A 24419-nucleotide genomic window follows, 5' to 3' on the forward strand; every position below is an offset into this window, starting at 1 on the left:
CCAGCGCTGCGGCTAAAGTAGTCGCCCCAAACGGCCCATCCAGCCACACACAACACAAGGAACATCAGCCATGGGCGCACAGTGGAAAGCAAAACACAAGGATCTGGCGGCCAATGCCAAGGGCCGCCTGTTCGGAAAACTGGCCAAGGAAATCATGGTGGCCGCGCGCAGCGGCGCCGATCCGGCCTCGAATGCGCGCCTGCGGCTGGTGGTGGAGCAGGCCCGCAAGGTCTCGATGCCCAAGGACACGCTGGACCGCGCCATCAAGAAAGGCGCGGGGCTCACCGGCGAGGCGGTGCATTTCGAGCATGTGATCTACGAAGGCTTTGCGCCGCACCAGGTGCCTGTGATGGTCGAATGCCTGACCGACAACGTGAACCGCACCGCGCCTGAAATGCGCGTGCTGTTCCGCAAGGGCCAGCTCGGCACCTCGGGCTCGGTGTCGTGGGACTTCGACCACGTGGGCATGATCGAGGCCGAGCCCTCGCGTGCCGATGCCGATGCCGAAGTGGCCGCCATCGAAGCGGGCGCGCAGGACTTCGAGGCGGCCGGCGAAGGCAGCGCCACGGTGTTCCTGACCGACCCGACCGATCTCGACCTCGTGAGCCGCGCGCTGCCGGCCCAGGGCTTCACGGTGCTGTCGGCCAAGCTGGGCTACAAGCCCAGGAACCCGGTCGATCCGGCCAGCCTCAGTGCGGAGCACCTCGAAGAGGTCGAAGTGTTCCTCGCGGCCATCGATGCGAACGACGACGTGCAGAACGTGTTCGTGGGCCTGGCGGGCTGAGCCGCTGCCTCTCATCCGATGGAGAGTCCGGTGACCCGCCCCGAGAATGCGGCCCCCCGCACGCTCGCCGGCCAGTGCCTCTGCGGCGCGGTGCGCTACACCGTGGCCGACGCGTTCGCCTATGCGCTGAACTGCCACTGCGCCGACTGCCGGCGCGCGACCGGATCGGCCTTCAAGCCCTTCGCCGGCATCGAGCGGCACAAGCTGGCCATTGCACAAGGCCAGGCCGAACTCCTGGTCTTCGGCAAGGAAGACGCGGGTGACGTGCACTGTCGCCATTGCGGCTCGCTGCTCTACTCGGTGGTGCGCGAAGGCCTGTTCGTGCATGTGACCCTGGGCACGCTGGCCGACGAGCCGTCGATCCGCCCGCGCGCGCACATCTTCGTGGGCTCGAAGGCGCCCTGGTTCACGATCACCGACGACCTGCCCCAATACGCGGGCCACGCCGACGCCGATTGAGCCTCGGCCTTGCTACGCCGCCCGTCCGCCGCGCTGGAGCGGCAGCCAGAGCGTGAACAGCGTGCCCCCGGGCCCCGAGCGCCACGACACCTCGCCGCCGACCGCCTGCGCCCGCCGCTGCTGGTTCTGCATGCCGCGGCCGCCGGCGCCGGCCAGGGCCTTCTCGACGTCGAAGCCCTGCCCGTTGTCCTCGATGCTCACCCGCACGCCCGACGCTTCTGGCTCGGTGGCCACCCGGATCTCGGTGGCGCGGGTATGGCGCAGCACGTTGGCAATGCTCTCCTGCACGATGCGCAGGATGTGCAGCGCGCTGGTCGGGTCGAGCCAGTCCAGCGCCGGAAGCTCCTGCACCTGCCATTGCAGAGCCACGCCCGAACTCTCGAGCCGCGGCCCGAGCCGGTAGCGCAGCGTGGCGAGCAGCAGCAGCAGGTCGTCCTCGAGCGGCTCCATCGAATCGATGGTGAGCTTGAGGTCGTCCAGGCAGCTCTGGAGCATTTGCGAGACCTTGTCGTCGCTCATGCTGCCGCCTTCCACGGAGCGGATGGCGCTGATCAGCGAGGAGCCCAGCCCGTCGTGCATGTCCTGCATGAGGCGCTGGCGCTCGTCGCTGATGGTCTGCTTCTTCTCGACCTCGCGCAGCCGCCGGTGGCTGAGCTCGAGCTCGGCTTCGCGCGCCGCAAGGCGCTGGGCCAGGCTGGCGTTGACCCGCTCGACCTCGGCAATGGCATTGACGTAGCGCCGGTACAGCAGCACCCCGAACACGCTGAACGTGACGGCATTGGTGTAGGCGCCCAGGTACCAGCCCTCGGGACTCACGAAGTTGTTCTGCAGCAGCCAGTCGGACACGCCCAGCAGCACGCACAAGCCGATGCCCACGGCCACCAGCCGCCCCTCGCCGGAGCGGCGCCAGGCGCTGATGCCGCCCACCAGCGCCACGGCGACCCCCATCAGCGCCGCGCCCAGGTAGATCAGCGGCGTGACCTGCGGCGTGTTCCTCAGGATCGCCAGGCCCGGCAGCGTCAACACGCCGGTCAGCACCGTCCACGCCACCACCGCGCCGGTGAACCAACGGAGCGGACGGCCGTGCAGCTGGCGCAGCGCGAAGTGCACCACCGCCACCAGCCAGAACAGCGAGTTGACCGTGAGCCAGGCGAACCAGTCGTTGGCGACCGGGACGCCGACATAGAAGTGCAGGCTGCGCAGGAAGGAGGTGGTCGCGAGGTTGAAGAAGAGCAGGTAGCCGGTCTCGTGGCTGCGCCTGAACCACACGAACAGCGCGAACACGCCCACGGCCATGAAGGCCGCGCTGAGCATGGCCGGCAGCTCCTGCTGCAGCCACTGCCGCATGCGGTAGCGGGGCTCCAGCGCTTCGGCGGGCCCGAGCCACAGCGACGAAACCGCCACCTGCGCGCCGCGCGTGTGCTCCATCCGCACCAGGATCTCGTTCAACGGCGCGCCGTCGATCGTCTTGCCCAGCAGCACCCACAGCGGCGTGCGCGTGCTGTTCCACAGCGGGCCCTGCACCTGCGCGCGGTGGACCAGCCGTCCATTGGCATACACCGCAATGGTGCCGTCGGTCTTGATGCGCGCGCCATAGAGCGCGAGCGGCGCCGTCGTGAGGGGCAGATTGCGCGTGGAAAGCCGCAGCCAGGTGATGCGGGTTGCATCCGTCGACGCGCTGCCATCGGCCTGGCGCAGCAAGGCGATGGGCAGCGCCAGCGGCAACTCGACCGGCTGCCAGGCGGGAGGCAGGGCCTCGCTGTCCACGGCAAGCGGCAGTGCGCGGAAGCCGGGTGCGTCTTCCACCTGCCAGTCGGCCTGCGTCAGGTGCAGCGCCGCGTTGGGCTGCGCGGCGCCGGTCGTGCCGAAAAAGGCGGCCATGGCGACCAGCAGTGCGATGGAAACCACGAGCACCCCGTTCGCCCAGAACGAGGCAAGACGGTATCTGGCGAAGTGCTCGAGCAGCCGCCGCGCAGATCCGAGGCTCATCGGCGTGCGGCCTGCCCGCTCCGGTTCAGGAAAAAACAGCCGGGAACAGGTGCGTTCCCGGCAAGCCGCGCGGCTGAAGCAGCGATGGAACGGCTTCAGCCACGGTGCTGCGATTCAGCTCAGAACGGAATGTCGTCGTCCATGTCGTCGAAGCCCGACGACGACTTGGCCGGAGCCTGGCGCGGTGCCGGCGCCGGAGCGCGCGGTGCCGCGGCCGGTGCACGGGGGGCGTAGCCGCCGCCACCACCACCGCCGCCTTGCGAGTAGCCGCCGCCCTGCGAATAGCCGCCGTCGTCCTCGGGACCGCCCGAGGGGCCGCCCTGGCCCTGGCGGCTGCCGAGCATCTGCATCTGGTCGGCGCGGATTTCGGTGGTGTATTTTTCGATGCCGTCCTTGTCGGTCCACTTGCGCGTGCGCAGGCTGCCTTCGACGTACACCTGCGAGCCCTTGCGCAGGTACTGGCCGGCAATTTCGGCCAGGCGGCCGTTGAAGACGATGCGGTGCCATTCAGTGGCTTCGCGCATTTCGCCGCTTTGCTTGTCTTTCCAGCGATCGGTGGTGGCCACGGTGACATTTGCGACCTGGTCGCCGCTCGGGAAGGTACGCATTTCGGGGTCGCGCCCCAGGTTGCCGACGACGATGACTTTGTTGACCGATGCCATATGCACTGCCCCTGATAAGTGGATGAAGGAGAAGGTTGAAAGGAACCCTCGATTGTGCCCCAAGGCGGCCGGCCGCAGCCCCGGCCGATGCCAGAATGCGTCTTCGGCATGAACAGAGAACCAGACTTCTTCGAGCATCTGCGCACCGAGCTGCGGGGCGGCCGCGTCTGGCTCGACCGGGCGATCGTGCTCGGCTATGCGATTGCGGCAGGGCTCTTCGTCGTGGGTTTCACGTACGCGAGCGACTGGGCCTTCGGCCGCTTCCATCGCCTCTATGCGGCCCATCCCTGGGCGGTGCTGCTGGCGACCCCGCTCGTCACGGCGGGCATCGTGTGGTTCACGCTGCGCTTCTTCCCCGGCGCGGGCGGCTCGGGCATTCCGCAGATCAAGGCGGCGCTGCATCCTGCGCTTCCCGAGGAGCGGCGCTTCGCCTTCGCGTCGCTGCGGCTGACGGTGGCGAAGATCGGGTTGGGCGCCGCGGGCTTCGCGGCCGGCCTGTCGATCGGCCGCGAAGGGCCCTCGGTGCAGGTCGCGGCCGGCGTGATGCAGCACGCGCGGCGCTGGCTCTCGCCCAACACCGCCATCGACGGGCGCGCGCTGCTGGTGGCCGGCGGGGCGGCCGGCATCGCGGCGGCCTTCAATGCGCCGCTGGCAGGCGTGGTTTTCGCCATCGAGGAACTCTCGGGCCGGCTGGAGGCACGCTCGAGCGGACTCATCATCACGGCCATCGTGCTGGCGGGCCTGGTGGCGGTGTCGGCCTTCGGCAATACCAGCTATTTCGGCGTGATCCGCGTGCCCCGGCTCGGCTGGGATGCCCTCGGCCCGGGCCTGCTGGCCACCTTGCTGAGCGGCGCGGCCGGCGGGCTGTTCGCGCGGCTGCTGACCGCTTCGCTGACCGGCGCGCCCGGGCGCCTGAACCGCTGGCGCGCACGTTTTCCGGTGCGCTTCGCGGCCGCCGGCGGATTGGCCGTGGCGCTCATCGGGCTGGCGACGGGCGGCGTCACCTTCGGCGCGGGCTCGGAGGCGGTCAAGCAGATGCTGCAGGGCCATGACGAACTGACGCCGCTCTACACGGTGCTCAAGTTCGTCGCCACCTGGCTCACCGCCTGGTGCGGCGTGCCGGGCGGCATCTTCGCGCCGTCGCTGTCGATCGGTGCGGGCATCGGCGACGCGGTGGCCCGCCTCGCCAGCAGCGACCTGGGCCCGGCGCTCATCGCCATGGGCATGGCGGGCTTCCTGGCCGCAGTGACACAGGCGCCGCTCACCGCCTTCATCATCGTGATGGAAATGGTCGACGGCCATTCGATGGTGCTGAGCCTGATGGCCGCCGCGATGCTGGCCAGCCTGGTCTCCCGGATGATCAGCCGTCCGCTGTACGACACGCTGGCCGAGTACATGGTGGGCCGCGCGATCAGCAGCGGAGGCGGCACCGAAGCGGTGCACCCGGCGCCGGCAGAGACCCCGAAGTCCGAACCGCCGGTTCCCTCTCCCTCGCCATGAAATCGTCGGCGGTCTATCATGTCCGGTTGCCCTCGGACGATCGCCCCCTTGAATTCCAAAGCCATTGAATACGCCGACGACGACGCGCAGCGCGCACGCGACGCGGAACTCGAACGCGACACCTACCTCGGCGCGGTGCTCGCGCAGCAGCGCATCAGCATCCGCGGTGCGCGCACCCACAACCTGAAGAACGTCGACCTCGACATCCCGCGCAACAAGCTGGTGGTGATCACCGGCCTGTCGGGCTCGGGCAAGTCGAGCCTGGCCTTCGACACGCTGTACGCCGAAGGCCAGCGGCGCTACGTGGAAAGCCTCTCGGCCTATGCGCGGCAGTTCCTGCAGCTCATGGACAAGCCCGACGTCGACGTGATCGAGGGCCTGTCGCCCGCCATCAGCATCGAGCAGAAGGCCACCAGCCACAACCCGCGCTCCACCGTGGGCACGGTGACCGAGATCCACGACTACCTGCGCCTGCTCTATGCGCGCGCCGGCACGCCCTACTGCCCCGACCACCACCTGCCGCTGCAGGCGCAGACCGTCTCGCAGATGGTCGATGCCACGCTGGCCATTCCCGACGAGCCGCGGCTGATGATCCTCGCACCGGTGGCAAGAGAGAAGAAAGGCGAATTCCTCGAACTCTTCGCCGAGATGCAGGCCGCGGGCTACGTGCGCTTCCGCGTCGACGGGCAAACCTGCGAATACAACGACCTGCCCAAGCTCAAGAAGACCGAGAAGCACGACATCGACGTGGTGATCGACCGGCTGCGCGCGCGTCCCGACATGCAGCAGCGCCTGGCCGAGAGTTTCGAAGCCGCGCTGCGGCTGGCCGAAGGCCGCGCCATCGCGCTGGAGCTGGGCACCGAGGGGGCGCCCGACAAGGAGCACCTGTTCAACGCCAAGTTCGCCTGCCCGATCTGCCACTACTCGCTGTCGGAGCTGGAGCCGCGCCTCTTTTCGTTCAACTCGCCGGTGGGTGCCTGCCCCAGCTGCGACGGCCTCGGCCACCGCGAGGTGTTCGACCCGGCGCGCGTGGTGGCCTTTCCCTCACTCTCGCTCGCAAGCGGCGCCATCAAGGGCTGGGACCGCCGCAACGGCTACTACTTCAGCATGATCGAGAGCGTCGCGAAGCACTACAAGTTCGACGTCGACGCGCCCTTCGAATCCTTGCCGGCCTCGGTGCAGCAGGTGCTGCTGCACGGCTCGGCGGCCGAGGAGATCAAGTTCAACTACACCATGGAGTCGGGCAACTTCGCGGGCAAGAAGCTCACGAAGAAGCATCCCTTCGAAGGCATCATCCCGAACATGGCGCGGCGCTACCGCGAGACCGATTCGGTGATGGTGCGCGAAGACCTCGCGCGCTTTCGCAACCTGCAGCCGTGTCCCGACTGCGGCGGCTCGCGGCTGCGGCCCGAGGCGCGCAACGTGTTCCTGGTCGATGAGTCGGCGCGTCCGGCCGATGGCGGCGAGCCTCCGCGCATGGCGATCTTCGAACTGAGCCACCTCACGCTGCGCGATTCGCTCGCCTGGTTCCAGAAGCTCAAGCTGCGCGGCGCCAAGGCCGACATCGCCGACAAGGTGGTGCGCGAGATCGGCCTGCGGCTGAAGTTCCTGAACGACGTGGGCCTCAACTACCTGAGCCTGGACCGCAGCGCCGAGACGCTTTCGGGCGGCGAGGCGCAGCGCATCCGGCTGGCCTCGCAGATCGGCTCGGGCCTGACGGGCGTGATGTACGTGCTCGACGAGCCCAGCATCGGCCTGCACCAGCGCGACAACGACCGGCTCATCGGCACGCTGAAGCACCTGCGCGACATCGGCAACAGCGTGATCGTGGTCGAGCATGACGAGGACATGATCCACGCGGCCGACCACGTGATCGACATGGGCCCGGGCGCGGGCGTGCACGGCGGGCGCGTGATGGCGCAGGGCAGCTACGCCCAGGTGGCGGCCAACCCCGATTCGCTGACCGGCCAGTACCTTTCGGGCACGAAGAAGATCGAGGTGCCCAAGCGCCGCACCGCCTGGCTGCCGGTCGTGAAGAAGCCGGCCTTCAACGAAGGCAGGAAGGCCTCGCGCTTTCCGCCGAGCCCCGCGGCCGAACGCCGCGCCGCGCGCGAAGCGGCGCACCTGGCCTCGCAGACCGACCTGCAGGAAATCCGCGTGGTCGGCGCCACCGGCAACAACCTGAAGAACGTGAGCGTGGCCTTCCCGGTCGGCCTCCTGACCTGCGTGACGGGCGTCTCGGGCTCGGGCAAGTCCACCCTCGTGAACGACACGCTCTACACGGCCGTGGCGCGCACGCTCTACCGCGCGCACGAAGAGCCGGCCGCGCACGAGTCGGTCGAGGGCATCGAGTATTTCGACAAGGTCATCAACGTCGACCAGAGTCCCATCGGCCGCACGCCGCGCAGCAACCCGGCCACCTACACGGGCCTGTTCACGCCGATCCGCGAGCTGATGGCCGAGACCAACACCGCGCGCGAACGCGGCTACGGCCCGGGCCGCTTCAGCTTCAACGTGGCGGGCGGGCGCTGCGAGGCCTGCCAGGGCGACGGCGTGGTGAAGGTCGAGATGCACTTCCTGCCCGACGTGTACGTGCCCTGCGAGGTCTGCCACGGCCAGCGCTACAACCGCGAGACGCTCGAGGTGCTCTACAAGGGCAAGAACATCGCGCAGATCCTCGAGATGACGGTGGAGACCGCGCACGAGTTCCTGAAGGCCGTGCCGACCATCGAGCGCAAGCTGCGCACGCTGCTGGACGTGGGCCTGTCCTACATCCAGCTCGGCCAGTCGGCCACCACGCTCTCGGGCGGCGAGGCGCAGCGCGTGAAGCTCGCGCTGGAGCTCAGCAAGCGCGACACCGGCCGCACGCTCTACATCCTCGACGAGCCGACCACCGGCCTGCACTTTGCCGACATCGAGCTGCTGCTCAAGGTGCTGCACCAGCTGCGCGACGCGGGCAACACCATCGTGGTGATCGAGCACAACCTGGACGTCATCAAGACGGCCGACTGGCTGATCGACATGGGCCCCGAGGGCGGCGCCGGCGGCGGCACGGTGGTGGGCGAAGGCACACCCGAAGACATCGCGGCCAACGAGGCGAGCCACACGGGGCGCTACCTCAAGCGGCTGCTGTAGCGGCGCCTGCTCCCGGCACGGATGCGCGGGCCGCGCCACAATCGCGGCCCATGCCTTCCTTCACGCCGCGCCAGTTCGTCCTGCTCGTTCTCCTCACGCTTGCCTGGGGCCTCAACTGGCCCGTGATGAAGCTCGGCGTGGCGGACTATCCGCCGCTGGCCTTCCGCGCGATATCGATCTGGCTCGGCGTGCCTGTGCTGGGGCTCGCGCTGGTGTGGATGAAGGTGCCGTTCCGCGTGCCGCGCAGCGCCTGGCCCGAACTGGTGCGGCTGGGCGCCACCAACATGTTCATCTGGCACGCCTGCATCATCCTGGCGGTGAAGGCGCTGTCGGGCGGACGCGCCGCGATCCTGGGCTACACGATGCCGGTGTTCTCCGCGGTGATCGGCGCGCTGCTGTTCTCGGCCGTGCTCACGCGGCGCTCATGGCTCGGCGTGGGCGCCTGCGCGATCGGCGTGGGGCTCCTGCTGTGGCACGAGCTCACCGACCTCGCGGGCCGGCCCGGCTACGTGGCGCTCGCACTGGTGGCGGCCGCGACCTGGGCGCTGGGCACGCAGCTGCTGCGCCACTCGCGCATCGGGCTGGCGACGCTCACGCTGTCGTTCTGGATGACGGCCATGACGGCCGTGGTGATGACGGTGCTGTCGCTGCTGTTCGAGCGCGGCCCATGGCGCTGGCCCGGCCCCGTGACCTGGGGCTCGATCGCCTACAACGCGGTGCTGATCTTCGGCTTCGCGCACGCGGCCTGGTTCTACCTGGCACGCGGCCTGCCGCCGGTGGCTTCGACCCTGAGCGTGATGTTCATCCCCGTGCTGGGCGTTTTCAGCGGCGCGGTGTGGCTTGGCGAAGTGGTGCACTGGCAGGACTGGGTCGCCGTCGCGCTGATGGTGGTGGCCATTGCCTCGGTGCTCTGGCCCTCGCGCAGCGCCGCCAAGGCCTGAGGAAAAATCAGGTGGTCGTCTGCACGTGCAGGCGGCTGGTCTTGCAGCGGTGCAGCGCACGGTAGTGCTCCAGCGGCCGGCCGTTGGCGCCGTAGGCGATCGACTCGATGCGCAGCAGCGGCTCGGGCTGCGGCAGGTCGAGCAGCCTGCAGGTTTCGGCGTCGGGCAGCACCGCATCGATCCAGCGCTCGGCGCGCACCAGGCGCAGCCCGTACTGCCGGCGCAGCACGTCATAGAGCGAGCGGTCTTCCAGCCGCGCGCGGTGCAGGCCGGGCGCCAGGTCCGCCGGCACCGCGGTCTCGACCAAGAGGCGCAGCTCGCCATCCACGCTGCGCAGGCGCTTGAGGGCCACCACCTGGGTGTCGTCGGCCAGGCCCAGCGATGCGGCTTCATGCTCGGTGGGTGCGCGCAGTTCCTGCGCGAGGATCTGCGTGCGCACCGAGCGGCCCTTGCGCTCCATCTCGTCGGAGAAGCCGAGCACGGTGGAAACAAAATCCTCGTCGCGCTCGCGCGCCGACACGAAGGCGCCGCGGCCCTTGATCTTGTAGATGAGGTTGTTGCGCACGAGGTCGGCCAAGGCCTCGCGCACCACGATGCGCGAGATGCCGAACTGCTCGCCGAGCTCCGCCTCCGAAGGCAGCTTGGCGCCGATGGGCAGCACGCCCTGCAGGATCTGCAAGCGGATGGCGTCGCGGAACTGCGCCCACAGCGGCGATTCGGAATTGCGGTCGAGCACGGTCGACATGTCGTTGGGACTGTTCACTTTTAGGCTTGGCCGAGGACTGAGCTGGCCATCAATGATGCATCGAAAGAAGGCGCCTCGCCGGCGGCCACGGCATGCAGGCGCACGTTGTGCCGCTCGCGCAGCGCGGTGGCGCAGGCGCACAGCTCGTTGTGGGCGTGGATGGCGTCCCAGCCCAGCGCCTCGGCCGCCACGCCCGCGATCTGGGCGAGCGCGGCATCGGTGACGAGGCCGCGAATGGCCAGCAGCGTGCGTCGGATGACGAGGTCGTCGAGGTGCACCACGCCGGTTTCGAGGCACAGGTAGGAAAGCTCGGCGGCCGAGTAGTCCGGCGCATGCAGCAGCGGCTGGTCGCCCGAGGCCGCCAGGCGCTGCGCGAGCGGCAGCGCCTTCGAGCCATAGCGGCCGAGCAGGGTCAGCGCGCGGGCGCGGCCGATGCCGCAGGCGGCCATCATCTTTTCGACGAAGCGATCGGCCGCCGGCCCATCGGCCGGCAGTTCCGCGCCGCCGCCAATGGGCAGCAGCTGGGTCGAGGCGGTGCGCGAGCGGCCCAGCAGCTGCAGCACTTCGTCGGTGGCCTCCTCGGCCAGCGAGCGGAAAGTGGTCCACTTGCCGCCGACCAGGCCGACGATGGCGATGTCGCGCGTCGCGTTCGGCGGATCCACCACCACCGAATGGTCGCGCGAGATCTGCCCCGGCTTGTCGGCCTCGGAGCGCGCGAGCGGCCGCACGCCGACATAGGTGTAGACCACGTCGCCGCGCCCGAAGGCCATGTTCGGGAAGACCTCGCGCAGCACGTCGATCAGGTAGTCGACCTCGGCCGGCTCGGTGACGATCTGGTCCGGGTCTTCGACCGGGATGTCGGTGGAGCCCACCAGCACCCGGTCGAGGAAGGGATAGACGATGCACACGCGCCCGTCGACCGCCTCGAAGTAGGCCATGCGGCCGTCGAGCGCATCGCGCAGCGCGGGATGGTCGAGCACGAGGTGCGAGCCCTTGGTGCCCATCACGCGCGGGCCGGCACCGCCGAGCACGGCCGCGCTGCGGTCGAGCCAGGCGCCGGTGGCATTCACCACGCTGTCGGCGGTCACGCGCACGAGTGCGCCGGTGATCTCGTCGCGCAAGGTGAGGATGTTGCCCGCGCAGCCCATCACACGGCAGTAGTTGGCGGCCGCGGAGCGCGGCTGGTCGCGGCAGGCATCGGCTATGAGTTCGAGGATGAGCCATTCGGGATGGCTGATCCAGGCATCGAAGAAGGTCGCGGTCCAGCGGATGGCCGCGCGGAACAGGCCGCGGTCGGCCGGCGGCACGCGGCTGATGCGATGCCCCGGCATCACGCGCTGGCGGCGTCCCAAAAGGTCGTAGAGCCGCAGGCCCAGCGCCACGGCCAGCAGGCCGCGCGTGCGCTGCGGCGGCGTGCGGCCGAAGAACTTGAGCGCGCTGCTCATCAGCCCGCCGAAGAAGCTCGCGAGCGGCACCACCGTCTTGAGCGGCTGCACCAGGTGCGGCGCATTGCGCAGCAGCAGGTTGCGCTCGCGCGTGGCTTCGGCCACCAGCGAGAAGCTGCCGTTTTCCAGGTAGCGCAGGCCGCCGTGGATCATGCGCGAGGGCGCGCTGCTGGCGCCGGCGCCGAAGTCGCCCTTGTCGACGATCAGGCAGTCGACGCGCTGCAGCGAAAGGTCGCGGAACACGCCCACGCCGTTGATGCCGGCGCCCACGATCACGGTGGAGAAATGGCGGCCTGCCAGCGAGGCCGGGCGCACGAAGGGAAGTTGCCAGGCGCTCATTCGGCACCGCCCGCGAGGTGGGTGAATACAGGTGACATGCTGTCGATCAGTTCGTTGAAGCCGGCGTTGAAATCCGCATGGGCGCGGGCCTGCCGCGCATCGGGCTCGATCACTTCGCAGGGCGCGAGCAGTGCGCTGCCCTGCGACGCGTCGTCCAGCCCCTGCGACATGGCGGCGTAGATCGCAGCGCCGCGTGCGCCGGTCTCGTCGTCGGCGCAGCGTTCGACGGGCCGCCCCAGGAAGGCCGCCAGCAGCCGCACGAGGCGGGCATCGCCCGCGCCGCCGCCGAGCACCGTCGTCTGGCCCACCGCGAGGCCGGCCGCGGCCAGGCGCGCCGTGTGCCGCGCATGCAGCGCCGCCACGGCATCGACCACGGCGCGCGCCATGTCGGCGCGCGTGTGGTGGCTCTTGATGCCCACGAAGCCGGCCGTCACGCCGCCGCCGCCATTGACGAAGGGCAGGAAGCGCAGGCCGTTGGCGCCCAGCGGCACCGCCATGGCCAGGTCGACCACCGCGCGCGCATCGGCCAGTGCGAGCGCGCCGGCCAGCCAGGCGATGTTGGCCATCGAAGACGGGCTGTTCTCCATGTAGAGCCGCGCATTGCCGCGGCCGAAGTTCACGATGGCGGCAACGGCGGGCTTGGGCGCCATCACCGGCCCGACGACCGCATTCACGCACCAGGTGCCGAGCACCGACACGGCGCGGCCGCGCCCTTCCGCGCGGATCGCGGTCATCGAGGCGAGCAGGTCGATCGCGCCCATGGCCACCGGAATGCCCGCGGGCAGGCCGCACAGCGCGGCCTCGGCGGGCAGGAGCTTTCCGATCATGGTGCCGCTCGGCACGATGGGGCCGAAGGCGCGCGCACCGAGCTCCGCGATGCCCGAGGCCTCGAAAGCCGCGCGCGACCAGCTGCCGGTGGCAAGCGACACCAGGCCGGCGGTGCTCGCATCGCTGGCGTCGGTGGCGATCTGGCCGGTCAGCAGAAAGCCGAGGTAGTCCTTGGCGAACAGCAGGCGGTGCAGTTCGCCGCGCTGCACCGCATCCGCGCCCAGCAGCTCGGCCGCGATCACCGTGGGCTGCCCGGGCCAGGGGCTGCAGCCCACGTCCTCGAACAACTGCGCGCCGCGGCTTGCGGCCAGGGCGCGCGCCCGGGCATCGGCGCGCTGGTCGGTGGAGGCGACGGCGCGTCCACCCACGAGCTGGTTGCCGGCATCGAGCGCATAGAGGCCGGCGCCGTGGCCGGTGCAGGCCATGGCACGGACCTCGGCCGCGCGCGGGCCGAGCTGGCGGGCCACGTCCTGCAGCACGCGGGTCAGCGCAGCGCGGATCGCTGGCGCGCCCACCTCGCAGCCTCCGCCGGGCAGCCGGTCGTGCGGCAGGGACATGCGGGACAAGGCGACGGTGCGGCCGCTCGCGGCTTCGAGGGCCAGCGCCTTCAGGCTGCTCGAGCCCATGTCGACGCCGATCAGTATATTTGGCTTCATGTCATAACAGCTTCGGCGAGTTGAAAGCCACTTGCCAGTAGCGTTTCCCCTAGTTATCGCGGCAAACAACCCGCGATTACATTCTACCTGTCATAACAACTGTCGTGACAATGAGGTCCGAAGATCTGCTCGCAAAAGCAGGTCGCAAGCTCTGCCAGTCAACGCGAGGAGACAAAGAATGAGGCGAAATTTCCTGAAGTCCGCTGCGGCCGCCGGTATCGGCCTGGCCGGCGCCAGCGCATTTGCGCAGTCCACCCCCACGGCCGCCGCCACCGGATTGCGCGGCAACGCCAGCGACGTCTACGTGATGAACGTGATGGTGTCGGGCGTCGAATACTGGTTTCCGGTCTACGAAATGATGAAGCAGCTCGGCCGCACGCTGGGCGTGCGCACGCGCTACACCGGCACGCCCGAGTACGACGTCAACAAGCAGCTGGCCTCGTTCGAGCAGGAGCTGGCGCGCAAGCCCGCGGGCATCCTGCTGCACCCGATGAACCCCGATCCGTTCATCGAGCCGATCAACCGCGCGGTGGCCATGGGCATCCCGGTCGTGACCTTTGCGGCCGACTCGCCCAACTCCAAGCGCGCCTCCTTCGTCACTTCGGACAACGACCGCGAGGGCACGCAGGCGGCCGACGCGATTGCCGCGGCGCTGGGCGGCAAGGGCGAATACGCGGTGCTCGAGAACCCCGGCCAGGACAACCACGACCGCCGCATCGCGGCCTTCGTCAACCGCATGAAGACCAAGCACACGGGCATGAAGCTGGTCGGCCGCGCCGCCAGCAACCAGGACCCGAGCAAGGCCTACCAGGCGGTGCTGAGCCTCGCGCAGGCCAACCCGAACCTGGGTGCGCTGTTCATGCCCGAGGCCAACTCGGCCCTGGGCGCCGCGCAGGCCAAGATCGAGTCGAAGAAGAACATCCGCGTGATGTGCTGCGACGTGAACGCCAAGATCCTCGACATGATCAAGGCCGGCGACGTGTTCGGCGCCATCAACCCCAACCAGGGCATGCAGGGCTACATGGGCATGATGATGCTGTTCCTGGCCAGGAACCCGCAGCTCATCGATCCGATGAACGACGCCAAGCGCAACGGCACCAATCCGATGTCGGTGCCGTTCCTGGACAACGGCCTGTCGGTGGTCAGCAAGGCCAACGCCGACGACTTCTACTGGGACAAGTACCTCGCGCGCCGCGGCACCAAGGGAATCGGCGAGTGAGCGCTGTGGGCTCTTCTTCATTGCTCGAATTGCGCGGCATCAGCAAGCGCTTCGGCGCTTCGCGCGCGCTCTCGGGCGTGGATTTCTCGCTCTCGGCGGGCGAGATCCACGCGCTGTGCGGCGAGAACGGCGCGGGCAAGTCGACGCTGATGAACATCATCGACGGCATCCACCGCCCCGACGAAGGCGACATCCTGCTGAACGGCGAGAAGGTGGTCATCGACGGCCCGGCGCACGCCATGCGCCTGGGCATCGGCCTGGTGCACCAGGAGATCGCGCTGTGCGCCGACGCCACCGTGGCCGAAAACATCTTCATGCCGGAGATCAACGCCGGCCGGCAGGCCTGGATGAACTACGCCAGCCTGAACGCGCGCGCCGCCCGGGTGCTGGCGCGGCTCGGGCAGGACATCGATCCCGCCGCGCCCGTGCGCGAGCTGAGCATTTCGAGCCAGCAGCTGGTGGAGATTGCCAAGGCGCTCACGCTCGACTGCAAGGTGCTGATCCTCGACGAGCCCACGGCCGCGCTGACCGACAACGAGTCGGCCGCGCTCTTTCGCGTGCTGCACGACCTGAAGGCGCAGGGCATCGGCATCATCTACATCAGCCACCGCATGGCTGAAATATTCACGCACTGCGACCGCGTCACCGTGCTGCGCGACGGGCGCAACGTGCACAGCGGCCCGCTGGCCGGCCTGAGCGCGGACGAGCTGGTGCGCCGCATGGTCGGGCGCGAGCTCGGCAACTACTACCCGCCCAAGCAAGAGACCACGGAATCGTCCGAGCCCGTGCTCGAGGCGGTTGGCATCGCCGACGGCGAGCGCGTGCACGGCATCTCGTTTGCGCTCCAGCGCGGCGAGATCCTCGGCATTGCCGGACTCATGGGCGCCGGCCGCAGCGAACTGGCCGAGACGCTGTGCGGCCTGCGCGCCGCCACGCAAGGCACGGTGCGCCTGCGCGGCAAGACGCTTTCCATCCGCAAGTACAGCGATGCGCTGCGCGAAGGCATTGCCTACCTCAGCGAAGACCGCAAGGCGGCGGGTGTTTTTCTCGACCTGCCGATCGCACAGAACATCTCGTCGATGGCGCTGCGGCGCGTGAGCTCCGGCTGGGGCCTCTTGCAGCGCTCGGCCGAACACCGCCTGGCACGCGAGCTGGGCGCCAGGCTCAAGCTCAAGTCGGACGGCGTGGCCATCGAAGTGTCCAGCCTATCGGGCGGCAACCAGCAGAAGGTGGCGATTGCCAAGCTGCTGGCCACCAACCCGTCGGTGCTGCTGATGGACGAGCCCACGCGCGGCGTGGACGTGGGCGCCAAGTCGGAGATCCACCACATCCTGCGCGAGCTCGCGGACCAGGGCGTGGGCGTGATCGTGATCTCTTCGGAGCTGCCCGAGATCATCGGCCTGTGCGACCGGGCCCTGGTGATCCGCGACGGCCGGCTGGCCGGCGAATTGAATTCCAACGAAATGACGGAGGAGGCCCTCTTGCGGCTCGCCTCCGGACTCTGCGAACAGGAGATGGCATGAACTACCCGGCACAACTCGATGCGGGCCTGGCACCGCGCCCATCGGGAGGCGGCCCCGTGAAGCCCGCCAACAAGTTCACGAGCATGCGCGAGATGGGCCTGCTGCTGATCATTGCGGCGATGTGCGTGGCGATGAGCTTCGCGTCGCCCTACTTCCTCACCTGGGACAACGTGCGCGCCATGCTGCTGTCCTTCTCGATCGAAGGCATCGTGGTGGTGGGCATGACGATCCTGCTGATCGTCGGCGGCATCGACCTGTCGGTGGGCTCGGTGGTGTGCTTTGCGATGGTGGTCACGGGCAAGCTGTTCCTGATGGGCGTGGACCCATGGATCGCGAGCCTGGTGGCCATCGGCGCGAGCGGGCTCGTCGGCGCCATGATCGGCGGCTGCGTCACGCGCATCGGGCTGAACCATTTCATCGCCTCGCTGGCCTTCATGGTGATCGTGCGCGGGCTGTGCCTGGCGCTCACGCAGGGCACGCCGCAGTCGCTGTTCTCGCTGCCGGCGGAGTTCAAGTTCATCGGCCAGGGCACGCTGCTCGGCGTTCCGGCCGTGATCCTGATCTTCGTGGCGATCGTGGTCGTGAGCGACTTCGTGCTGCGCCGCTCGACCCTGCTGCGGCGCGTGTTCTACACCGGCAGCAACGAGAAGGCCGCGCTGTACTCGGGCATCCGCGTGGGCCGGGTGAAGTTCTGGGTCACGGTGCTGTGCTCCGCATCGGCGGGCCTGGCCGGCGTGATCTACACGGCCCGCTTCGGCGCCGCCACGCCCACCTTCGGCGTGGGCATGGAGCTCAACGTGATTGCCGCCGCGGTGATCGGCGGCGCGAGCCTCAAGGGCGGCTCCGGCACGGTGCTGGGCGCGGTGCTGGGCCTCGCGCTGCTGTCGGTGGTGACCAGCTCGCTGATCCTGCTCGACGTCTCGCCCTACTGGCAGGACGTGATCAAGGGCCTGATCCTGCTCGCGGCCGTGACCATCGACCACCTGCTGAACACGAGAAAGACGACGCGATGAAGACGATGATGAAGAAGACAACGCTGGGCCCGTCGGGCATCGAATGCTCGGCCATCGGCCTGGGCACCTGGGCGATGGGCGGATGGATGTGGGGCGGCGGCGACAACGCGGCGGCTGTGGTGGCGATCCAGGCCTCGCTGGACGCGGGCGTGAACCTGATCGACACCGCGCCGGCCTACGGCCTGGGGCGTTCCGAAAGCATCGTGGGCACCGCCCTCAAGGGCCGCCGCCACGAGGCCGTGATCGCGACCAAGTGCGGACTGGTGTGGCATACGCAAAAGGGCACGCACTTCTTCGAGGAAGACGGGCATCCGGTGTACCGCTACCTCGGCCGCGAGTCGATCTTCCATGAATGCGAAGAGAGCCTGAAGCGCCTGCAGACCGACTACATCGACCTCTACATCACGCACTGGCAGGACGGCACCACGCCCGTGGCCGAGACCATGGACGCGCTGCTGGCGCTCAAGAAGCAGGGAAAGATCCGCGCCATCGGCGTGAGCAACGTGAGCCCCGAGACGCTGGCCGAATACCTGCGCCACGGCCCGGTCGATGCGGCGCAGGAGCGCTACAGCCTGATCGACCGCGAGATCGAGCAGACGCTCGCGCCCCTGTGCAGCGAGCACAGCGTGGCGGTGCTGGGCTACTCGTCGCTGGCGCTCGGGCTGCTCGCGGGGCCCATTGATCCGGCACGCGAGTTCAAGGGCGACGACCAGCGCGCGAGCAACCCGCGCTTCAGCGAAGCCAACCGCGCGAAGCTCAAAGCCTTCTTCGAGGCGCTCGATCCACTGCGCGAACAGTTGGGCTGCTCGTTCGGCCAGATGATGATCGCGTGGACCATCGCGCGCGGCACCGTGGCTGTCGCGCTGTGCGGCGCGCGCGTGCGCCAGCAGGCCATCGAGAACGCGGGCGCCGGCGCGGTCGAACTGGGCGACGACGCGCTGCGGCTGATCGACGCCGCGGCCAAGCGCCACCTGGGCGCGCTCGCCTGAGCTTCACTTCCCCTTTTTTCCATCCCCAACAAGGAGTTCTTTCCCATGTCGAAAGACAAGACAGCGCGGCTCAACCGCTTGCTCACCAACGGCCGCTGCCTGGACATCGCGCTGGACCACGGCGTGTGCAACGAACCTTCCTTCCTCGATGGCCTGGAAGACATGCCCCAGGTCATGGACAAGCTCCTGGCCGCCGGCCCCGATGCGATCCAGCTCAACTACGGCCAGTCCGACCTGCTGCAGGACCGCCCGGGCCGCAACAAGCCCGCGCTGGTGATGCGCATCGACATGGGCAATCCCTACAACGCCACATTGCATCGCGTGATGTGGGCCCAGCTCCAGAACGAGCACGACCCGGTGCTGCCCGCCGTACAGCGCGACGCGGCCTGCGTGGTGGTCAACCTCTTCATGCTGCCCAACGAGCCCGACCTGTTCCGCCAGTGCGTACAGAACATCGCGCGCGTGCGCGCCGACTGCGACCGCTATGGCATGCCGCTGATGATCGAGCCGCTGGTGATGCAGTCGCCCACGCCCGGCAGCCGCTACCAGGTCGACGGTGACGCAGAGAAGATCGTCACGCTGGTGCGCCTGGCGCGCGAGATGGGCGCCGACATCGTCAAGGCCGACCCGACCAGCGACCCGAAAGACTTTCACCGCGTGGTGCAGGCCGCGCGCTGCCCCGTGCTCGTGCGCGGCGGCGGGCGCGAAGACCTGCAGCAGGTGTTCGCGCGCTCTCGCGTGCTGCTGGACCAGGGTGCCGTCGGCATGGTGTATGGGCGCAACGTCTACCAGCACGCCAACCCTTCCGCGGTGGTGAGTGCGCTGATGGCCATGATCCACCGCGGCGCGAGCGCCGAGGCGGCCTGGGCGCTCTACGAATCGGGCGGCGCGAAGTAAGACAAAGAACGAGCGCCGGCGCAGAACCAAGAAGAAATCAGCACGGCAGGCGATGCACCCGTCGCCAGCCGGGGTGCGTCCTGCGCGCGCACTGGAGAGGGATCGAGCAAATGGGTTGCCCTGCGAATTTCCAACAACCTGGAGGCGACGATGAAGATCCGGTATTTCCTGATGGCGTTCCTGGCCCCGCTCGTCACATTGCTGACGCATGCGGCCATCACCGGGGTCAGCCCGATGACCACCCTTGGCAACATGGCGGCAGCGGTTTCCGAAGCCGTCGCCGACCCGCTCCCGCTGCAGGGGCCGGGCCTGGGCAACCTCACATACACATCGGCGGAACTGTTCAAGCCGGTGTCGATGATCACGAGCGCGGCGCATCCGCTCGACCCGGCGCACAGCGACGCCTACGAATCGCGCGAGGTGCCCGCCACCTACCCGGGCCGCAAGGACTACGGCATGAACGCGGGCATCATGATCAACGGCTACTTCCTGACCTCCTTCGCGCCGGACAGCGGCCTGGGCCCGGGCGGCTTCCTGCTGTACGACGTGTCGAACCCGCGCCAGATCCAGCTGGTCAAGAAGATCTACGAACCCGAGGGCCGCACCAAGGAGTTCCGCGAGACGCACTCCTTCGGCACCGCGAAGATCGGCGGCAAGACCTACGTGGTTCTGCCCAGCATCAACGGGGTCGAATTCTGGGACTTCACCGACATCAACGACATCCAGCAGGTGAAGAAGCTGGCGCTGCCCGGCGTCAACGCCGGCGACTACGAGAACGTCGCCTGGCAGCTCTGGTGGCAGGCACCCTACCTGTACGTGGCCTCGGCGGGCCGCGGCATCTTCATCGTCGATGCCAGGGACCCCGCGAACGCCGTGGTTGCGAACCGCGGCGCCGGCAAGCCCAACCCGGTGCCCACGGGCGAACTCGGCAACTTCCGGATCGGTCCGATCTTCACCATGGGCAACCACATGGTGCTGACCGCGATGGAAAGCAACGGCGGATTCGCGAGCCTGGACATCTCCGACCCGCTCAACCCCAAGGTGCTCGATTCCATCGTGGGCACCACGCCGTTCTACTACGCCACCTGCTTCGACGGCAGGAACCTGCACGTCTCGACGCGCGGCAGCGGCGCCAAAATGTACAGCTATGACCTGGGCGACCGCTCGCGCTTCGTGGCCGAGGACAACCGGCTGGTCATCGACGAGCAGCTGTACTGCGCCACGCAGGACAACTACGTGATCCAGGGCGCGCAAACGCGCATCCACAAGGTCGACGTGAGCAATCCGCTCAACCACGTGGAGGTGGGCCGCGGCAGCATCCTGCGTGAGGACGATCCGAACTTCTCGCATTCGGACAACGGCCAGGTCGCGATGTTCGGCAACCTCGTCTTCGTGGGCAACGACCACGGCTCGGGCAGCGGCTTCGTCGTGCATGCGGTGGACCCCGACACCACCCGGCCCGAAGTGAAACAGGTCTCGCCGGCCAACGGCGCGAAGCAGCAGGCGCTGACCTCGCGCATCGGCCTGGGCATGACCGACAACATCCGGCCCGAGAGCGTCAACGCCAACACCTTCATCGTGCGCCCGGTGGGCGGCAACACGCTCGCGGGCACCTACAGCGTGCAGCTGGGCATCATCAACTTCCATCCCGAGCAGCCGCTGTCGCCGGGCACCAGCTATGAAGTGTTCCTGCCGGCCAACGGTGTGAAGGACTATGCGGGCAACGCCATCGGCGCGGACTACAAGTCGACCTTCAACACCGGCAATGCGACCGACATCAACCTGCAGCACTACTGGACGCTGGCGGGCAACCTCTCGGACCAGATCGGCAGCAACAACGGCACGCCGGTGTCGGGCGACGCGTTCGAGAGCATCGGCATGAACTTCGCGAACCGCACCGCCGGCGTGCCGCTGAAGAACGACTCCGTGGCCACCGTGCTCGGCGGCACCGCGTCGCTGAGCTTCTACATGAAGACCTCGCAGGCGGGCGGCGCGAGCTCATGGACCGCGCCCGGCATCTTCGGGCGCGACCAGGCCGGCGGCGCCGACGACGTGTTCTGGGGCTGGCTCGACGGCAACGGGCGCATCAAGCTGTCGGTCGGCAATGACGCCGGCACCGCCTCCGGCGCGGCGGTGAACGACGGCAACTGGCACCACGTGGTGTTGACGCGCGACGCGGCCTCCGGCGCGCAGGCGGTCTACGTCGACGGCGTGAAGACCACTTCCACCGGGCTCACGGGTACCAAGGGCCTCGCGAACAAGTTCCAGGTGCTGGGCCAGATCCAGGGCAACGCCGACCTGTTCAAGGGCACGCTGGCGGAAGTGCGCGTGTACAGCCGCGTGCTCACCGACGGCGAGGTGGCGACGCTGCGCGGCCAGGCCATCATCGGTGACCCGGGCATCGGCGGCGGACCGAAGATCGTCAACGGCCAGCTGGTGTTCAACCCGGCCACGCTCGGCAGCAGCGGCGCGCAGTTCCGCTGGAACTTCGGCGACGGCACGCAGACCGCCTATTCGACCCAGCCGAACTACACATACACCTATACCCGCCCCGGCCACTACACGGTGACGCTGACGGTAAAGGACGCGAGCGGCCGCGAGACCTTCTACACCTACAACCTCACGGTGATCATGCCGGTCACCGCGCGGGCGCCCACGCACACCACCAACATCGCGGGCGATGCGAATTCGGTCTACTCGCTCAACCCCGACAGCGGCACGGTCGCCGCCATCGACGCGCAGACCCTGGCCAAGCGCTGGGAAGTGCGCGTGGGCGACGAGCCGAAGACGCTGGCCGTGGGCCCCGACGGGCGCATCTGGGTCACTGTGCAGGGCGAGGACAAGCTGGTGGCGCTCAGCGCGGCCGATGGCAGCCTCTCGGCCACCGTGCCGCTGGCCTACGGCAGCGGCCCCTACGGCGTGGCCTTCACGCCTGACGGCGCGAAGGGCCTCTTGACGCTGGAGAGCAAGTCGGTGCTGATGAGTTTCGACCCGAGCAACGGCGCCACCACCGGCGCGGTCGCCCTCGAAGGCAACCTGCGCGGCATCGCCGTGAGCTCCGATGCGCAGGTGGCCTACGTCACGCGCTTCAAGTCGAAGATGACGGGAGGCCAGCTGCACAAGGTGAACCTGCAGAGCATGAGCGCGATGCCCGCGATCGCGCTGCCGGTGGACACCACCACGGTAGACACCGAGAGCCGCGCGCGCGGCGTGGCCAACTACCTGAGCCAGGTGGTGATCTCGCCCGACGGCAGGCGCGCGGTGCTGCCTTCGAAGAAGGACAACATCGTGCGCGGCCGCTTCCGCGACGGCGTGGACCTGACGCACGACCAGAGCGTGCGCTCCATCCTCTCGCAGGTCGACCTGCAGGCGGCCGCGGAAGTGTTCGACGAGCAGATCGACTTCGACGACCGCGCACCGGCGCACGCGGCGCTGTTCTCTCCGCCCGGCGACTACCTCTTCGTGGCGCAGATGGAAGGCAACCGCGTCGCCATCGTCGACCCGTACAGCCGAACGGTGCGCGGCGAGATCAACGCGAGCAGCGCGCCCCACGGCCTGTACCTGGACGCGGCGCGCAAGCGGCTGTTCGTCAACAACTTCCTGGCGCGCTCGGTGTCGGTGCACGACGTGGCCCTGGTGCTGTCGTCGGAATCGGCGGCGGCGACCTTCCTGCAGAACGTGGCGACGGTGGCGCAGGAGCCGATGGCGGCCGCGGCCCTGCGCGGCAAGCAGGTGTTCTACAACGCCTCCGACCGGCGCATGAGCAAGGACAACTACATCTCCTGCGCGAGCTGCCATGCGGACGGCGGCGACGACGGCATGGTGTGGGACTTCACGCAGCGCGGCGAGGGGCTGCGGCGCACCATCAGCCTGCAGGGCCGGCGCGGCGCGGGCCACGGCAAGATGCACTGGACCGCCAACTTCGACGAGGTGCAGGACTTCGAGAACGACATCCGCAACGAGTTCGGCGGCACCGGCTTCCTCACCAATGCCGACTTCGCCGCCACGGCCGACCCCCTGGGTGCGCCCAAGGCCGGCAAGAGTGCGCAACTCGACGATCTCGCGGCCTACCTGAGTTCGCTGAACAAGTACATGCGCAGCCCGGCGCGTGCCAGCGACGGCAGCCTGAGTGTGGAGGCGGCGCGCGGCCAGACGGTGTTCAACACTGCGCAGTGCGCCACCTGCCACACCGGCGGCACCTTCCGCGACGGGCTGCGGCACGACGTGGGCACGATCCAGCTCTCGTCGGGCAAGGGCATGAACCAGCCGCTGGCGGGCGTGGGCTTCGACACGCCGACGCTCTCGGGCACCTGGAACACGACGGCCTTCTTCCACAACGGGCAGGCGGCCACCTTGCAGGACGTGCTGAACAGCGGCCATGGCAACGCATCGAGCTTGCCGTCAACGGACGTCGTGGCGCTGCGCGAATACGTGCGCTCGCTGGACACGTCCCCGGCGGTGGTCACGCGCCTGCGCTCGGACCTCAACCCGACGATGTGCGTGAACATCAAGGGCGGGTCGACCGCGAGCGGCACGGTGGCGGTGCAGTGGCCCTGCGGCACTGCGAGCAACGAGAGGTTCACGGTGACTTCGATCACGGGCGGCTATGTGCAGCTGGTGGCCGAGCACAGCGGCCTGTGCCTGGCGCAGAACGGCACCGCGACGACCAATGCGCCGGTGGTGCAGCTGGCGTGCACGGTGGGCAACACGGCGCAGTGGAGCCTGGTCGGCGGCACGCTGCGCAACCGCGCCTCGGGCTCGTGCCTCGACGTGCCCAACGGCTCGACGGCGCAGGACACCGCGCTGATCACGTGGACCTGCAACGGCGGCAACAACCAGAACTGGACGCAATTGCCCTGACGCACCGGCGCTCCACTGAAAGCCGGCCGCCTCCCGCGGCCGGCTTTTTTTTCGTCCCGCCGATGACCTCCCACGTCATGGACCGCACGCACCCGCTCTGGGAAAGTACCTCCATCGATCAACCACAGGAGAAAACACCATGACCGGCTTCAACATCCTTCCCCTCGCAGTCGCCCTGCTCATCGGCGTGGCCGCGCTCGGCTCCTGCCTGGGCATCGGGCTGGTCGGCCAGAAGTTTCTCGAAAGCACCGCGCGCCAGCCCGAACTGGTCGACACGCTGCAGACCAAGTTCTTCCTGGTGGCGGGCGTAACCGACGGCGCGTTCATCATCGCCACCGGTATCGGCCTGTGGTTCGCAACGGCCAATCCCTTCGGCTGAAGCCGGCGAAAGGCCCCGGAAAACGGAGCCCGCGCACCAGGAAGCGGCACGGACCA

At 68.7% G+C, this 24419-nt stretch carries 17 protein-coding genes; 12 read left to right on the forward strand and 5 right to left on the reverse strand.

What is annotated here, in order from left to right:
- Positions 1-70 precede the first annotated feature (70 nt).
- Positions 71-784, forward strand: coding sequence for a YebC/PmpR family DNA-binding transcriptional regulator (locus tag FB547_RS12630; RefSeq protein ID WP_145742681.1), 714 nt, complete (start codon positions 71-73; stop codon positions 782-784).
- Positions 785-802: 18 nt separating this feature from the next.
- Complete coding sequence (locus FB547_RS12635; RefSeq protein ID WP_145742683.1) at positions 803-1243, forward strand: GFA family protein; 441 nt, start codon at positions 803-805, stop codon at positions 1241-1243.
- 12 nt (positions 1244-1255) lie between these two features.
- Here the strand turns inward: FB547_RS12635 and FB547_RS12640 are convergent, their stop codons facing one another.
- Positions 1256-3232 carry a sensor histidine kinase gene (locus tag FB547_RS12640; RefSeq protein ID WP_225612848.1) on the reverse strand — a complete coding sequence of 659 codons (1977 nt, stop codon included), beginning with the start codon at positions 3230-3232 and terminating at the stop codon, positions 1256-1258.
- A gap of 119 nt (positions 3233-3351) precedes the next feature.
- A complete protein-coding gene (gene ssb, locus FB547_RS12645) occupies positions 3352-3894 on the reverse strand; it encodes a single-stranded DNA-binding protein (RefSeq protein ID WP_145742684.1) in 543 nt (180 codons plus the stop codon).
- Between the two features lie 108 nt (positions 3895-4002).
- Here ssb and FB547_RS12650 point away from each other — a divergent pair, with 108 nt between their 5' ends.
- From FB547_RS12650 to FB547_RS12660, 3 genes are read left to right on the forward strand one after another with little or no spacing between them, the layout of a single operon-like run.
- Positions 4003-5394 carry a chloride channel protein gene (locus tag FB547_RS12650; protein ID WP_145742687.1) on the forward strand — a complete coding sequence of 464 codons (1392 nt, stop codon included), beginning with the start codon at positions 4003-4005 and terminating at the stop codon, positions 5392-5394.
- 18 nt (positions 5395-5412) lie between these two features.
- A complete protein-coding gene (gene uvrA, locus FB547_RS12655) occupies positions 5413-8529 on the forward strand; it encodes an excinuclease ABC subunit UvrA (protein ID WP_145742689.1) in 3117 nt (1038 codons plus the stop codon).
- Between the two features lie 50 nt (positions 8530-8579).
- Complete coding sequence (locus tag FB547_RS12660) at positions 8580-9470, forward strand: DMT family transporter (protein ID WP_145742691.1); 891 nt, start codon at positions 8580-8582, stop codon at positions 9468-9470.
- 7 nt (positions 9471-9477) lie between these two features.
- On the opposite strand, the gene FB547_RS12665 is transcribed toward FB547_RS12660, so the two are convergent.
- From FB547_RS12665 to FB547_RS12675, 3 genes are read right to left on the reverse strand one after another with little or no spacing between them, the layout of a single operon-like run.
- Positions 9478-10215, reverse strand: coding sequence for a GntR family transcriptional regulator (locus FB547_RS12665; RefSeq protein ID WP_225612860.1), 738 nt, complete (start codon positions 10213-10215; stop codon positions 9478-9480).
- Positions 10216-10235: 20 nt separating this feature from the next.
- Positions 10236-11999: a glycerol-3-phosphate dehydrogenase/oxidase gene (locus FB547_RS12670; RefSeq protein ID WP_145742693.1), complete on the reverse strand. Its 1764-nt coding sequence runs from the start codon at positions 11997-11999 to the stop codon at positions 10236-10238.
- Entirely contained in the window at positions 11996-13483 is a 1488-nt protein-coding gene (locus tag FB547_RS12675) for an FGGY family carbohydrate kinase (protein ID WP_145742695.1), read from the reverse strand. The genes FB547_RS12670 and FB547_RS12675 overlap by 4 nt, the downstream gene beginning before the upstream one ends.
- A 178-nt stretch (positions 13484-13661) precedes the next feature.
- On the opposite strand from FB547_RS12675, the gene FB547_RS12680 reads away from it, so the two are divergent.
- From FB547_RS12680 to atpE, 7 genes are all read left to right on the forward strand, one after another.
- Entirely contained in the window at positions 13662-14702 is a 1041-nt protein-coding gene (locus FB547_RS12680; protein ID WP_145742697.1) for a substrate-binding domain-containing protein, read from the forward strand.
- Complete coding sequence (locus FB547_RS12685; protein WP_261380270.1) at positions 14699-16225, forward strand: sugar ABC transporter ATP-binding protein; 1527 nt, start codon at positions 14699-14701, stop codon at positions 16223-16225. Before FB547_RS12680 ends, FB547_RS12685 begins: the two co-directional genes overlap by 4 nt.
- Positions 16222-17238: an ABC transporter permease gene (locus tag FB547_RS12690; RefSeq protein ID WP_145742699.1), complete on the forward strand. Its 1017-nt coding sequence runs from the start codon at positions 16222-16224 to the stop codon at positions 17236-17238. The genes FB547_RS12685 and FB547_RS12690 overlap by 4 nt, the downstream gene beginning before the upstream one ends.
- Positions 17235-18227 (forward strand): aldo/keto reductase, encoded by a 993-nt coding sequence (locus FB547_RS12695; protein WP_261380271.1) that lies wholly within the window; start codon positions 17235-17237, stop codon positions 18225-18227. Before FB547_RS12690 ends, FB547_RS12695 begins: the two co-directional genes overlap by 4 nt.
- 45 nt (positions 18228-18272) lie before the next feature.
- Positions 18273-19124 carry a class I fructose-bisphosphate aldolase gene (locus FB547_RS12700; protein ID WP_145742701.1) on the forward strand — a complete coding sequence of 284 codons (852 nt, stop codon included), beginning with the start codon at positions 18273-18275 and terminating at the stop codon, positions 19122-19124.
- A gap of 150 nt (positions 19125-19274) precedes the next feature.
- Complete coding sequence (locus FB547_RS12705) at positions 19275-23984, forward strand: RICIN domain-containing protein (protein WP_145742703.1); 4710 nt, start codon at positions 19275-19277, stop codon at positions 23982-23984.
- A 139-nt stretch (positions 23985-24123) separates the two neighbouring features.
- Positions 24124-24363 (forward strand): F0F1 ATP synthase subunit C, encoded by a 240-nt coding sequence (gene atpE, locus FB547_RS12710; protein ID WP_012745530.1) that lies wholly within the window; start codon positions 24124-24126, stop codon positions 24361-24363.
- The last annotated feature ends 56 nt before the right edge of the window (positions 24364-24419 follow it).

It is taken from the genome of Variovorax beijingensis (genome assembly GCF_007828835.1).
GTDB classification, from domain to species: Bacteria; Pseudomonadota; Gammaproteobacteria; order Burkholderiales; family Burkholderiaceae_C; genus Variovorax; species Variovorax beijingensis_A.